At 72.1% G+C, this 12307-nt stretch carries 12 protein-coding genes; 7 read left to right on the top strand and 5 right to left on the bottom strand.

The window, feature by feature from the left end; all coding sequences use genetic code 11:
• Nucleotides 1-62 precede the first annotated feature (62 nt).
• The 3 genes from ABD296_RS00605 to ABD296_RS00595 all read left to right on the top strand — a co-directional run bounded on the left by ABD296_RS00605 (nucleotide 63) and on the right by ABD296_RS00595 (nucleotide 2444).
• Nucleotides 63-794 carry an acyl-CoA dehydrogenase family protein gene (locus tag ABD296_RS00605; protein WP_344260112.1) on the top strand — a complete coding sequence of 244 codons (732 nt, stop codon included), beginning with the start codon at nucleotides 63-65 and terminating at the stop codon, nucleotides 792-794.
• Between the two features lie 143 nt (nucleotides 795-937).
• Nucleotides 938-1969: an MDR family NADP-dependent oxidoreductase gene (locus ABD296_RS00600; RefSeq protein WP_344260110.1), complete on the top strand. Its 1032-nt coding sequence runs from the start codon at nucleotides 938-940 to the stop codon at nucleotides 1967-1969.
• A gap of 37 nt (nucleotides 1970-2006) precedes the next feature.
• Nucleotides 2007-2444 carry a MerR family transcriptional regulator gene (locus tag ABD296_RS00595; RefSeq protein WP_344260108.1) on the top strand — a complete coding sequence of 146 codons (438 nt, stop codon included), beginning with the start codon at nucleotides 2007-2009 and terminating at the stop codon, nucleotides 2442-2444.
• 22 nt (nucleotides 2445-2466) lie between these two features.
• Here the strand turns inward: ABD296_RS00595 and ABD296_RS00590 are convergent, their stop codons facing one another.
• Nucleotides 2467-3714 carry an alpha/beta hydrolase family protein gene (locus ABD296_RS00590; RefSeq protein ID WP_344260106.1) on the bottom strand — a complete coding sequence of 416 codons (1248 nt, stop codon included), beginning with the start codon at nucleotides 3712-3714 and terminating at the stop codon, nucleotides 2467-2469.
• Nucleotides 3715-3836: 122 nt separating this feature from the next.
• Between ABD296_RS00590 and ABD296_RS00585 the strand changes: the two genes are divergently transcribed.
• Nucleotides 3837-4457 (top strand): TetR/AcrR family transcriptional regulator, encoded by a 621-nt coding sequence (locus ABD296_RS00585; protein ID WP_344260104.1) that lies wholly within the window; start codon nucleotides 3837-3839, stop codon nucleotides 4455-4457.
• Here ABD296_RS00585 and ABD296_RS00580 read toward each other — a convergent pair.
• Nucleotides 4402-5880, bottom strand: coding sequence for an MFS transporter (locus tag ABD296_RS00580; RefSeq protein ID WP_344260102.1), 1479 nt, complete (start codon nucleotides 5878-5880; stop codon nucleotides 4402-4404). The two genes, ABD296_RS00585 and ABD296_RS00580, sit on opposite strands and share 56 nt — an antisense overlap.
• Nucleotides 5881-6005: 125 nt before the next feature.
• On the opposite strand from ABD296_RS00580, the gene ABD296_RS00575 reads away from it, so the two are divergent.
• Nucleotides 6006-6467, top strand: a complete 462-nt coding sequence (locus tag ABD296_RS00575; RefSeq protein WP_344260100.1) for a MarR family winged helix-turn-helix transcriptional regulator — start codon at nucleotides 6006-6008, stop codon at nucleotides 6465-6467.
• Between the two features lie 90 nt (nucleotides 6468-6557).
• Here ABD296_RS00575 and ABD296_RS00570 read toward each other — a convergent pair whose 3' ends face one another.
• Nucleotides 6558-8777 (bottom strand): MMPL family transporter, encoded by a 2220-nt coding sequence (locus ABD296_RS00570; protein WP_344260098.1) that lies wholly within the window; start codon nucleotides 8775-8777, stop codon nucleotides 6558-6560.
• Nucleotides 8778-9003: 226 nt separating this feature from the next.
• Between ABD296_RS00570 and ABD296_RS00565 the strand changes: the two genes are divergently transcribed.
• Nucleotides 9004-9729: a TetR/AcrR family transcriptional regulator gene (locus ABD296_RS00565; RefSeq protein WP_344260096.1), complete on the top strand. Its 726-nt coding sequence runs from the start codon at nucleotides 9004-9006 to the stop codon at nucleotides 9727-9729.
• Nucleotides 9730-9781: 52 nt separating this feature from the next.
• On the opposite strand, the gene ABD296_RS00560 is transcribed toward ABD296_RS00565, so the two are convergent.
• Nucleotides 9782-10726, bottom strand: a complete 945-nt coding sequence (locus ABD296_RS00560) for an NADP-dependent oxidoreductase (protein ID WP_344260094.1) — start codon at nucleotides 10724-10726, stop codon at nucleotides 9782-9784.
• A 93-nt stretch (nucleotides 10727-10819) separates the two neighbouring features.
• Between ABD296_RS00560 and ABD296_RS00555 the strand changes: the two genes are divergently transcribed.
• Complete coding sequence (locus ABD296_RS00555; protein ID WP_344260092.1) at nucleotides 10820-11353, top strand: MarR family winged helix-turn-helix transcriptional regulator; 534 nt, start codon at nucleotides 10820-10822, stop codon at nucleotides 11351-11353.
• A gap of 85 nt (nucleotides 11354-11438) precedes the next feature.
• Here ABD296_RS00555 and ABD296_RS00550 read toward each other — a convergent pair whose 3' ends face one another.
• Complete coding sequence (locus ABD296_RS00550) at nucleotides 11439-12284, bottom strand: MBL fold metallo-hydrolase (RefSeq protein WP_344260090.1); 846 nt, start codon at nucleotides 12282-12284, stop codon at nucleotides 11439-11441.
• Nucleotides 12285-12307 lie beyond the last annotated feature (23 nt).

Genomic DNA, 12307 nt, shown 5'->3' with positions numbered 1-12307 from the left:
TGCCCGGTGGACCTTTACACTCCCCGCGTCCGCCGGATGCTCCGGCCCCTTGGGAGACGACCGTGACCACCACGTGCGACCAGCCCGCGCAGCAGGCCTCCCCACGCGACCACGCGGGCTGGCTCGCGCTGGCCCGGACCACCGCGGCCGCGCCGGCCGTGGACGACCCGGACGGCCGGTACGCCGGGCGCCCGCAGGCGCGCGGCGCCGAGGCCCTGCGGCGGGCCGGGCTGCTCGCGCTGCCGATCCCCGCGCACCACGGCGGCGGCGGGGCCTGCTGGCGCACCGCCTACCAGGTCGTGCGCGAGGTCGCCGCGCTCTACATCGGCATCGCCGAAGGGGCCCTGAACGCCGCCCGCGCGCACGCGGTCGCCAGGTCCCGGCCCTGGCCGCTCGGGCAGGCGAGGCGGAACGGCGGCGACGCCTACCTGTCCGGCGCCTACGGCGGCCTGCTGGCCCAGGTGCGCGCGGCGCGCGCGCTGGCGGACCAGGCCGTCGAGGAGCTGAGTCCGGCCCTGCACGGGGCTGACGCTGCGGAGCCGTCCGGGCGGGCGTGCGGCGCGCCGGGGGTCCTGGTCGCCACCGCCAAGATCGCCGCCGTCCAGGCCTCGCTGGCGGTCGCCTCCCGCGTCTTCGAGCTCGCCGGTCCCGGCTCGGCCCGGTCGAGCCCGGGCCTGGCGCGGTTCTGGCACTACGCCCGTGCCCTCCATGACCCGGTGGCCTACAGGCAGACCGAGGTCGGCCGGGAATTCCTGACCGGCGAATTCCCACCCGAAAGGAACACCCCACCGTGACTCGGCCCTCTTGCCGCGCCTGGGGTGCTCGCGTGGATGGAAACCGGGACGGAGCGCTTGCCTTTGACGCGCGGGTCAGGGGTTAGCGTCGCCACGCCCGGCGTCATGCCGGGCCCGAGCCGTCCTGATTCGAGGAGCGTCCTATGCCCAGCTTGCCCGCGTCCGTTCGCGAAGTACGGCTCGCCGCCCTGCCCGACGGCCTGCCGAAGCCGGAGCACTTCGCGATCGAGCGGACGCCGCCGCCGGTGCCCGGCGACGGTGACGTGCTCGTCCGGAACCGGTTCTTCCACGTCTTCCCCGCGCTGCGGACGCTCCTCGGCGGAGGCGTTCCCGGCGCTCCCTACCCGCCGCTGCGGCCGGGGGACACCCTGTTCGGAGCGGCGATCGGCGAGGTCGTCTCCGCGCCGCCGGACACCGGCCTGCGCCCCGGCGACCTGGTCCAGCACTTCCTCGGATGGCGCGAGTACGCGGCCGTCCCCGCCGGGCAGTGGACGCCGGTGGACGGCGCGCTGCCCGATCCCGTCGTGCATCTCGGATCGGCGGCGCTCGCCTACACGGCGCTGACGCGGGACGCGCCGGTCCGCCGCGGCGACACCGTCTTCGTCACCGGTGGCGCGGGCGGCGTCGGCTCGCTGGCCGGCCAGATCGCCCGGTTGCTCGGCGCGGGACGGGTCGTCGGCAGCACCGGTTCCCCCGCCAAGGCCGAGCGCCTCGTCACCGAGCTCGGCTACGACGCCGCCGTGATCCGCGGCGCCGGACCGGACGGGAAGCCGATCGCCGAGCAGCTCGCGGACGCCGCCCCCGAGGGCATCGACATCCTGGTCGACAACGTCGGCGGCGAGCAGCTCCAGGCGGCCGTCGCCGCCGCGCGCCCCGGCGCGCGCTTCGCCCTCATCGGCGCTCTCGCCGGGCAGTTGTCTCCCGGTCTTCCCGGCACCACCGGACCTGTCGAGATCGATTCCTTCCAGCTGATCGTCAAGCGGATCGAGATGCGCGGCTTCGGCGGCATGGACGACGACGCCCAGGGGCGCTGGGCCGAGCCCGTCGGCGGTTGGCTGCGGTCCGGCGAGCTGACGTTCCCGCACGTCCGGATCGCGGGCATCGAAAACGCCCCGCAGGCGTTGCACGAGGTGATCGGCGGCCGTCACCTCGGCGCCGTCGTCGTGGAGTTGTAGCCGCGCGGAGCCGCGGCCGGGCGAAGTGGGAGGGCGGATGCGGATCGGTGACGCCGCGGCGGCGGCCGGAACGACCCCGCGGGCACTGAGGTTCTACGAGAAGCGCGGTCTGCTTCCGCCGCCCTCCCGCACGGCCGGTGGGCAGCGCGAGTACGGGCCCCAAGAGGTGAACCGGGTCCGCATCATCCGGCAGTTGCTGGCCCTCGGGCTGACCATCGAGGACGTGCGCCACAGCGCGGACCGCCTCCAGCTTTTGGAGGGGGACACGCTCCCGGACTACGCCGGTCCGGACTGCGCGCGGGCGTCCGGCGTGGCCCTGCGCCGCCTGCAGGCCCTGGACGCCGAGATCTCACGGCTGACGCGGTTGCGCGAAGACCTCGCCGCCCGCCTGGGCGCCCCACCGCGCGCGGAGACCGTGCGCGAGGCGTCCGGCCGGGCGGCCCCGCTCGACCTGCGCGGGCTGCGTGTTTCGTGACGACCGCCGACCGCAAGCGTGATCACTCACCCAGCCGCTCCGGGCCGGGGGAGCCGAGGCCGACGCGGTCGTCGAGGTAGTCGAAGAACCGCTGGGCGGCGAGGGCCCGGGCCATCGGCTGGCAGTGCCCGGCGGCTCCTTCGGCCTCGGTGAAGCGGACGAGCTCCTTCTCGCCCGGGAGCATGTCGTAGAGGCGTTCGGGCTGGCCGGCGAAGTACTTCTCGCCGTCGGGATCGGCGATGAGCACCGGCGTCGTGATCTGTGCGGCGACCTCTGGCGTGATCCGGTAGCGCAGGACCTCGCGGTGGGTGTCGAAGACGCTCGGGCAGCCGTACGGCTTGGTCCGCCAGGCGACGACCCGCTTGGCGTTCGGCGTGGCGCGGTCGATCGCCGCGTCGAACCGGTCGCGCTCGCCGGCGTCGAGGATCGCCATCAGATCGGGGCCCAGGAGATCACGCCACGCCGCGGACACGTCGACCACCCCGCCGTCGATGACCGCGGCCGCGAAGCGGTGCTCGAACGCCAGCGCCCGCGGGCCCCAGTAGCCGCCCTGACTGACGGCGTAGAGGACGAGCCGCCGCGGGTCGACGTCCGGGCGGCGCAGCGCCGCGTCGACGACCGGCGTGATGACGTGCTCCCAGTCGGGCCGGAAAGGGACGCCGCGCTCGAACAGCATGCGCTGCTGGCCGGGTCCGTCGAACAACACGACGTTGTAGCCGCGCGCCGCCGCCTCGGAGCCGTAGCCGGGCCATAGGTAGCTCAGTGCGCCGTCGGCGCCGTTGGCCATCACGAGCGTCGGCTTCGGGCCGTCGCCGTCGGCGGCGAAGAACCAGCCGGGCATCGTCGTGCCCTCATAGGGGATGTCCAGACGCTCGGGCGGGTTGTCCAGGAGACCGAGGTACTGCTCCCAGCACCGGCGGTACGCGGCGAACGTCCGTGTCAGCACGGTCTCCGGCTCGTCGCACCCGTCGACGACCAGGACGCACGCCGTGTAGTACGTCGCGGCGCGCAGCAGGGCGTTGCGGCCGCTCACCCGGTGGCATCGGCGCAGGCAGTCGTCGCCGATCGCGGCGATGCGATCGGCCGTCGCCTCCCACTCGCGTTCCCACGAGGCGTAGTCGCCGTCGGTGATGCGGTCCATCGTCGTCAACGCCTCACCGGCATCCGCCGCGCCGGTGTGCACCCGGCCGAGCATCGCCCGGGCCATCGATTTCATCCCCGGGTCGGTGAAGAAGGTGGAACGCTCGCCCGCCGCCGTCGCTGTGCTCATGCCCATCGCCGTCCCCTCTGCCGGACGACCCTCATCGCCACGGCCGAATAAGAGTTGAATCCATCTCTTATGAGAGTAGGGGGCGGTTGCTAAGAAATGCAAACCTTCCTTATTCTGGAGCCGTGACAGAACCTGCCGCAGTGCCCCCGCGCCAACGCCGGCGCGGGCCCGAGCTCGAGGCCGCGCTGCTGGACGCGGCCTGGGACGAGCTGGTCGAAGCCGGCTTCGCGAAGCTGACCATGGAGTCCGTCGCGTCCCGCGCCGGTACCGGCATCGCGGTGCTGTACCGCCGCTGGGCCAACAAGGACCAGCTCGTGCTCGCCGCGCTGGAGCACTACCGGAGCAGCCACCCGGTCGACGTCCCCGACACGGGCACCCTGCGCGGCGATCTCCTGGCCGCGCTGACCGGCATGGGCGAGGCCCGCGCCGCCTTCTTCGCCGTCGCGGCGGCCGCCGCCTTCTCCGGCCTGCTGGCCGGCACCGGCCTCACCCCCGCCCAGGCGCGCGACCGCATCCTGGGAGACCAGGCGCTCTCGCGCGTCCGGACCATCTACCAGCGCGCCCACGACCGCGGCGAGATCGACCTGGGCCGGATCCCTCCAGCGGTGCTCGCCATGCCGTTCGACCTGGTGCGCCACGACCTGCTCATGGACCTCGAACCCCTGAAGCCCGCACGCATCCGGTCGATCATCGACGAACTCTTCCTGCCCCTGACGCAGGGGACCCGCCGGCGTGGGGCGTGATGGTGACCAGGGAGACCACGATGCCGAGCAGGTACAGCCCGACGGCGACCTTGAAGCCCGCCGTGTAGCCGTGGACCAGTGCGTCCGGCAGGGCGGTGCCCTCCGCCGCGTGCCGGGTCGTCGTGACCGCGACGGTCGCCAGCCCCGCCAGGCCCAGCGCACCGCCGATCTGTGAGCCGGCGGTGAGCAGCGCGGAGCCGATGCCGGCCTCGGAGCTGTCGATTCCGCGGACACCGACCCCGGTGGCGACGACGACGGTGGCACCCAGTCCCAGGCCGGTGACCAGCGACGCCGGCATCATCATCCCGTAGACGCTGGAGTGCACCGTCAGGAAGCCGAACCAGGCGGTGCCCGCGGCGGCGAGCGCGAGGGCCAGCGACAGGGCGGCCTTCTCCGAGGTGCGGGCGAGCAGTTGCGGGCCCACGGCGCCGGCTGCGATGCCGAAGCCCACCGCGAGCGGCAGGTACATCAGGCCGGTCCGCAGCGCGGAGTAGCCCAGCACCTGCTGCATGTACAGGGTCAGGAAGTAGTACGTGGCGAAGCTGCCGGTCGACATCAGCAGCGTGACGATGTTCGCCCCGACACGGCCGCGGTCGCTGACGACCTCGCGCGGGATCATCGGCGCGCGGCCGGTGCGCTGGAGGACCACGAACGCGGCCAGCAGGAGGGCCGAGGCGATCAGGCAGCTGACGACCACGGCGTCGCTCCAGCCGTGCTCGCCGACCCGGTCCACCGCGTAGACCAGCGAGCCGGCACCGAGGGTGGCGGTGATCGCCCCGAGGACGTCGATCCTGGTCTGCCCGGCGGGCTCGCCCTCGTCCAGGGCGTTGACGCCGAGCAGGACGCCGATGATGACCGGGACGTTCACCAGCAGCACCCAGCGCCAGCTGGCGTAGGTGGTCAGGACGCCGCCCAAGACCAGGCCCATGACCGAGGCCAGCCCGGTCATCCCGCCGTACAGGCCGAGCGCCCTGGTGCGGGGCCTGCCTTCGGGGAAGGTGGCGATCAGCAGCGACAGCGCGCCGGGGGTGGCGATCGCGGCCCCGACACCCTGGACGGCGCGGAACCCGATCAGGGCGCCGCCGGTGGGCGCCAGCCCGCCGAGCAGCGAGGCCGCGCCGAACAGCACCAGGCCGGCGCTGAAGACCCTCTTGCGGCCGTAGAGGTCGCCGACCCGCCCGGCGACGAGCATCAGCCCGCCGAACGTCAGCGAGTACGCGTTGATCACCCAGTTCAGGTTCGACGAGGAGATCTTCAGCGAGTCCTGGATGCTCGGGAGCGCGACGATCATGATCGTGCCGTCGAGCACGACCAGGAACCGCGCGAAGGCGATGACCCACGTGGCGACGCCGAGCCGGCGGTCCGGCACCGGATCGCCGGCGGCGACGGGACCGCTCGCCGTGGCTCCTTCTTGCTGTGACATGCCGGTGGTTCCTCTCGGAGGGCCGAAGATCACATGGTCGTCAACGCGGTGGGCGCGGCGGCGGATGTGTTGGCCTGGCCAACATAGCGAGTGTTGGCGTGCCCCACAACTGTTACGCTTGGCGCGTGCCCACGAACCACCACGACGGCGGCCCCGCTCCGACCCGGCTCGAAGGACGTGCGACCTGGCTGGTCAGCCGGGCGTACACGCGCTCTTCAGGGCTGCTGAACGCCGGTTTCGAGTCCCATGGCGGCGGACTGCGCGGCTACCACTACCGGCTCCTCGCCGCGCTGGAGGAGTGGGGGCCCGCGAGTCAGGCCGACCTCGGCCGGATGACCAGGATCGACCGCAGCGACGTGACCGCCGCCCTGACCGAGCTCGAGTCGCGCCATCTGGTCGAGCGGTCGGCCGATCCCGCGCACAAGCGCCGGAACATCGTCACGATCACGGCGGAAGGCGTGGAACGGCTCCTCGAACTCGACAAGGTCATCGACGGCATCCAGGACGAATTCCTGGCGCCTTTGACGGCCGCCCAGCGGCGTCAGTTCATCACCCTGGTGTCGCGCCTCGTCAACGCACAACGCTGATCCGACCACGGGCGGCTTGTCGGCAAGCATCGATCGCCGGGACATGCGTGTGCCCGCCTCGGTTCGGAGGCGGGCACACGGCACTGGGACCTATGACGATTCGGCCATCACGGCCGCCGGCGCGGCCTCGGGGCCGCCCTCGCTGAGGCCGAACCGCGCATGGAACCTGCGCAAGACGGGTGGCGCGTACCAGGCCGAGCGGCCGAGCAGGCGCATCGCCGCGGGCACGAGGAAGCCGCGCACGGCGATGGCGTCGACGAGGATGGCCAGCCCGCTGCCCACCCCGAACATCTGCATGAAGCTGAGCTCGGCGGTGCCGAACGCGAAGAAGCTCACCGCGAGCAGGCAGGCCGCCGCGCTGACGATCCGTCCGGTGTGGCCGAGCCCGCGGGTCACGGCGGACCCGGTGTCCTCGCCCAGGTCGTGCAGTTCCTTGATCCGGCTGGTGACGAACACCTCGTAGTCCATCGACAGGCCGAAGGCGATGCAGAACATCAGCACGGTCATCGACACCTCCATCGGCTGCGCCGTGAAGCCGAGCAGCGAGGAGAAGTGGCCGTCCTGGAAGATCCAGGTGACGATGCCGAGGGTCGCGCCGAGGCTGACCAGGTTGAGGAGCAGCGCGCGCAGCGGCTGGACGACGCTGCCGGTGAACAGGAAGAGCAGGACGAAGGTGGTGAGGCCGACCAGGCCCAGGGCGATCGGGAGCCGGCCGCCGATCGAGGCCTTGGCGTCGACGAGCGCGGCGTCGTTTCCGCCCACCAGGGGGTGCGTCCCGGCGGGCGGCGTGACCGCCCGTACCTGGCCGACCAGGTCCTGCGCCTCGTCCGACCGCGGTGCGAGGCCGCTCACCACGTTCATCCGCTGCGCGGTGGGCCGGCCGAGGGCCGCGCCGCCGGGGCCCGCCGGCGCGGATTGCCCGCCGGTGTAGGTCCCTGTGCCGGCCTCAACGCGGAGGACGCCCTTGAGCTTGGACAGCTCGGTCGCGTACGACGCCAGCGAGGCCTTGCTCACCGGCTTGTCGATGACGACGTGGAGCGCCGCGTTCTCGTCGCCGTTGAAGTTCTCCCGCAGCATTGACGCGACCTGCCGGCTCTGGGCGTCCTTGGGCAGCACGCGTTCGTCCGGCGTGCCGAAGGTGATGCCGAGCAGCGGGCTCGCCGCCAGCAGCAGCATCACGAGTACCGGCAGCGCGGTGAGCGCGGGCCGCCGCATGACGGTTCGGGCCAGCCGCCCCCACATCGGCGTCCGCGCGTCGGGCTGCGCCTGCTGAGCCTGCTTCGCCCACGGCAGCCGCCCGCTGTTCACGCGGTGCCCCAGGACGACGAGCAGGGACGGCATCACGAGCAGCGTGCCGACGGCCGCGATGGCGACGACGCCGACCCCGGCGTATCCGAACGAGCGGAGGAAGTACTGGGGGAAGACCAGGAGCGCCGCGAGCGCGGCCGCCACCGTCGCCGCGGAGAACGCGATGGTGCGGCCCGCCGTGTTCACCGTCCGCCGGACGGCGTCGTCCACGCTCGCCCCGGCCGCGAGCTGCTCCCTGAAGCGGCTGACCATCAGCAGGGCGTAGTCGATGCCGAGCCCGAGGCCCAGAGCGGTCGTGAGGTTCGTCGCGGTATCGGCGACGTCGGTGAGGCCGCCGAGCACCGACAGTTCGGCGAGCGAACCCGCGATGGCGATGACCGCGATGGCCAGCGGCAGCAGTGCCGAGACGACGCTGCCGAAGACGAACAGGAGCAGCACGAGGGTCAGCGGTATGGCGATGGCCTCGGCCAGTGCGAGGTCCTCGACCACCTGGGTCGACATGTCGCTGCCCACGGCCGTACCGCCGCCGGCCTTGACCGTGAGCCCGCCCTTGTACGTTCCGGAGTAGGTGTCGAGGAGCCTTTTGGCGTTCTCCCGCTGCTGCGTCTCGTCGCCCGTCACATGGGCGAGCACCATGGCGTCGCGCCCGTCCCGGGAGCGGAGGCCGGGGCCGCCCGCGTCCCAGTACGAGACGACGTTCGCGAGGTCCTTCTCCTTCCTGAGGTCGGCCACCAGGGCCCGGCCGCTCCGCTCGGCGGCCGGGGCGTCGACGCCGCCGTCCACGGCACGGACCAGCAGGACCAGGTTCGTCTCTCCGCCGAATTTGTCGTCGATGACCTTCACGGCCCGGCTGGACTGGGACGATGGATCGTCGTACCCGCCCCCCACCAGCTTGGTGAACGCGCCGGCGCCCACGGCGCCCATGAGGGCCAGCGCCACCACGGCGACGGCGAGGACCAGCCGGGACCGGCGAATCGCCAGCTCGGCCAAGCGTTCGAACACGAAAGGATCTCCTTTGCTTCCTTGCGGTGGGCACGACGGAAGCAGCCGGGTGCACGGGGAAGGCCGGCGCAGTGCTCCGCGGAGGCGCCTCGGCCCCGGCGGAGGGAGGTGCGGAGCCGCACCTCCTCGTCGCCGCAACGACGCTAGTGAGGCCGGTGGAGAATTGGCAGTGTGAGATTTTTTTGAACACTGTTAGAACGCGCCGGATCTGCCGTACGGTCGGCCCATGCCCCCGGACGACGACGTGACGGCTCCGCCCTCCCTGCGCCAGCGCCGCCAGGCCGTCGCCACCCAGGAGATCGTCGACGCCGCCGAGCGCCACATCACCGAACGCGGACCCGCCGCCCTGTCCCTGCGGGCCGTCGCGCGAAGCCTCGGGATGACCGTCCAGGCGCTCTACCACTACTTCCCGAACCGGAACGCCCTGGTCACCGCGCTCATCTCCAAGACCTACACCGACCTCGCCGGCGCCGTGCAGACCGCCATCGACACCGAACCAGGCGACTCGCACGCGGCGCGCTTCATGGCCGCGACCGAGAGCTACCGCCGTTGGGCCGTCACCCATCCCGAGCGATTCCAGCTCATCTACGGGACCCCGCTGCGGGACTACGCGGCCCCCGCCGAGGGCCCGACCACCCGTGCGTTGCGACAGATGAGCGGGATCTTCCAGCGCGAACTGTTCGGCGGGTTCACCGAGACGCAACTCGCCGCCGCCGACACCTCCGCGCTCTCGGCCCCCCTCCGGGCGCATCTGGCGGCCCAGCCGGCGGTCGGCTCGGAGACCATCCCCTCCGCGACGTCCCTGCTCATGAGCGCGTGGGGCCACATGCACGGCCTCGTCGTCCTGGAGGTGTTCGGCCACATGTCCTTCCTCGGCGACCACCAGGCCGAGATCTTCCGCCTGTCGATGCGGAACCTGCTCGAAGACGTCCACCGTCGAATAGCGCGCTGAACGTCCACCCCCCCGCCGGCAGTCGATGGTCGGTTCCGTTCGAGGAGAGGGGTCAGGCGGTCGGCGCAAGGACGACGACCTTGCCGGACACGGCACCGGCGGCGGCTTCCGCGTGGAACACCGGAAGGTCCTCGAGCTGGACACGGCGGCTGACGTCGATGCGAAGCTCGCCTCGGTCGACCGCCTCCACGAGGCCGGCGAGCTGCTTCGCGTCGCTCCGGACGAAGACGTTGAGCCCGCGCACGCGGCGTGCCTCGTCGCTCGGCGCCTGCATCCACACCGTGGTGTTGACCACGGCCCCGCCGGACCGCACGAGAGCGGCCTGGCCGGCGAGCTGCGAGGGCTCGATCGGTGCGAGGTTGAGCAGGAGGTCGACCGGCTCGGCCACCGCGTCCACCACGTCGGTCACGGTGTGGTCGAGGACCTCGTCGGCGCCGGCGGCCCGGACCCGGTCCGCGCTGCGCGGGCTCGCCGTGGCGATGACGTGCGCGCCGGCGTTCTTCGCCAGCTGCACCGCGTAGCCGCCGACAGCGCCTCCGGCGCCGGTGATGAGGACGCGCTGCCCGGCGGTGAGCTCGCCGAGCTCGAACAGTGCCTGCCATGCGGTCAGGCCCACCAGCGGCAGGGCCGCCGCGTCGGCGAGCGGCACGCTCGAAGGTGCGGCCGCCAGGACCTCGGCGGGCGCGATGACGTACTCGGCGGCCGCGCCGTCGCCGATCATCGGGAGGAATCCGACGACCTCGTCGCCGACCGCCACCGCGTCGACGCCGTCACCGAGCGCGTCGACCGTTCCGGCGACGTCGATGCCGGGCGTGTGGGGGAGCGTCACCGGGAACGGGCCCTGGAGACCACCGCCGCGGATACCGGCGTCGACCGGGTTGAACGACGTCGCAGCGACCCGGATGCGAACCTCACCGGCGCCGGGGACGGGCAGCGCCACGTCCTCGAAGCGCAGGACATCGGCATCGCCGTACTCGTGGAAACGCACTGCCTTCATGACTAGCTTCTTCCTTCTAGAGTAGTGCTTCGAATTCGAAGCACTGGGGTGAGGTTAACACTGCTTCGAAGTCGAAGCAAGTACGATGGCGGCATGACCGAAGCAGAGCCCCCTCCGCCGCTCGATCCCGCCGAACTCGGCGCGTACTTCGCGCTGATCGAGGTGAGCAGCCTCCTGCGCCACACGGTGGAGCAGCAGCTGCGCGACGCCGGCGACCTCAGCTACGTCCAGTTCCAGCTCCTGGCCACGCTCGGGGACGCTGCGGACGGCAGCCGGCGCATGACCGAGCTGGCCGACGGGGTCGTGTACAGCCGCAGCGGCCTGACCTATCAGGTGGGGCTGCTGGAGAAGGCCGGGCTCGTCGCCCGCGGCCCGTCCGCGGAGGACGACCGGGGCGTGACGGTGACCATCACCGCGGCGGGACGGGACGTGCTCGCCAGGGTGTTCCCCGGTCACATCGACGTCCTGCGGCAACTCTTCCTCGAACCGCTCGCGCCCGAGGACGTCGACAGCCTCGCTCGCGTCCTCACCGTCGTCCGCGATCACATGCGCGCCATCCCGCCCCGGTCGGCGAAGCCGCGCCGCAAAGGCACCGCACGCCAGAGCCCTCCTGGCGGCGGAGCCTGATCGCGCGGGTCGCCGGGTCGGCGAGCGCCGCGTGATCATCCGAGCAGGCGCACGGCCCAGTGCGTTCCGGAGTCGAGAGGCTCGATCAGCCGATCGGTGGCGCGAGGTATTCCAGCGCGTAACCGTCGCCGGAGGGGGTGACGCGGGCGATGCCGGGTGAGTCGAGGTGGGCGCCGGCCACGAAGTGGTGCGGTCGGGTCAGCTGTTCGAGGAGTGCCGCTCGCGCGGCGCGAGCTTGGGACTGGTCGCCGTCGAGCTCCCAGGACACGTTCGGCCGTTCGAATTGGAGCGTGGGAACGTGAACGGTGTCGCCCCAGACGAGAAGGCGGCCGGTGCCGCCCCTGATCTCGTAGACGGTGTGACCAGGGGTGTGGCCCGGTGTCGGGATCGCGGTGGTCCAGTCGTTGATCGCGACCTTCTCCGACACGGGTACGACCCGGTCGCGGATCGGCGCGAGCCGCCCCGTGAACACGGAGGCGTCACCCGCGCCGATCCACACGCGCTCGAGTTCGGTGAACGCCTCTGAGTCGTCCGGCGCGATCAGGCCGCTCACGTGGTCTTCGTGCCTGTGGGTGATGGCCACATCGGTGATCTGCCCACGGTCGATTCCCGCTTCGTCGAGCGCGTCGTAGATCAATCCCATGGTGGGGTCGTGCCAGGCGTTGGACGCGCCGGTGTCGATGAGAACCGACCGCGTGCCGTCGGTGACGAAGAAGGCGTTGACCGACAGCCGCAGGTTGCCGCCGGCCAGCGGGACGGCGGCCGGCAGCTCAGCGAGCGTGCAGCCGTCCTCGTCGCGGAGCCGTGTCGGCGGCATGTCGATGTACCCGTCTCGCAACGAGATCACCTGCAGATCGCCGAATGCGAACGTGGCATGGAGCCGGCCACTCGAGATCAAACGCATGGAACCTCCGTCGTGCTGGGCGCACATCGTCTGTCTCCAATAGAAGAATG

It is taken from the genome of Actinomadura napierensis, from assembly GCF_039529375.1.
GTDB lineage: Bacteria > Actinomycetota > Actinomycetes > Streptosporangiales > Streptosporangiaceae > Spirillospora > Spirillospora napierensis.
Note: the sequence above shows the minus strand (reverse complement) of the source record. Positions and strands in the feature narration are given on the sequence as shown.

Coding starts and splice junctions, on each gene's coding strand:
- ABD296_RS00600 (WP_344260110.1), top strand. CDS start 938: ATGCCCAGCTTGCCCGCGTCCGTTCGCGAAGTACGGCTCGCCGCCCTG.
- ABD296_RS00595 (WP_344260108.1), top strand. CDS start 2,007: ATGCGGATCGGTGACGCCGCGGCGGCGGCCGGAACGACCCCGCGGGCA.
- ABD296_RS00590 (WP_344260106.1), bottom strand. CDS start 3,714: ATGAGCACAGCGACGGCGGCGGGCGAGCGTTCCACCTTCTTCACCGAC.
- ABD296_RS00580 (WP_344260102.1), bottom strand. CDS start 5,880: ATGTCACAGCAAGAAGGAGCCACGGCGAGCGGTCCCGTCGCCGCCGGC.
- ABD296_RS00565 (WP_344260096.1), top strand. CDS start 9,004: ATGCCCCCGGACGACGACGTGACGGCTCCGCCCTCCCTGCGCCAGCGC.
- ABD296_RS00560 (WP_344260094.1), bottom strand. CDS start 10,726: ATGAAGGCAGTGCGTTTCCACGAGTACGGCGATGCCGATGTCCTGCGC.
- ABD296_RS00555 (WP_344260092.1), top strand. CDS start 10,820: ATGACCGAAGCAGAGCCCCCTCCGCCGCTCGATCCCGCCGAACTCGGC.
- ABD296_RS00550 (WP_344260090.1), bottom strand. CDS start 12,284: ATGTGCGCCCAGCACGACGGAGGTTCCATGCGTTTGATCTCGAGTGGC.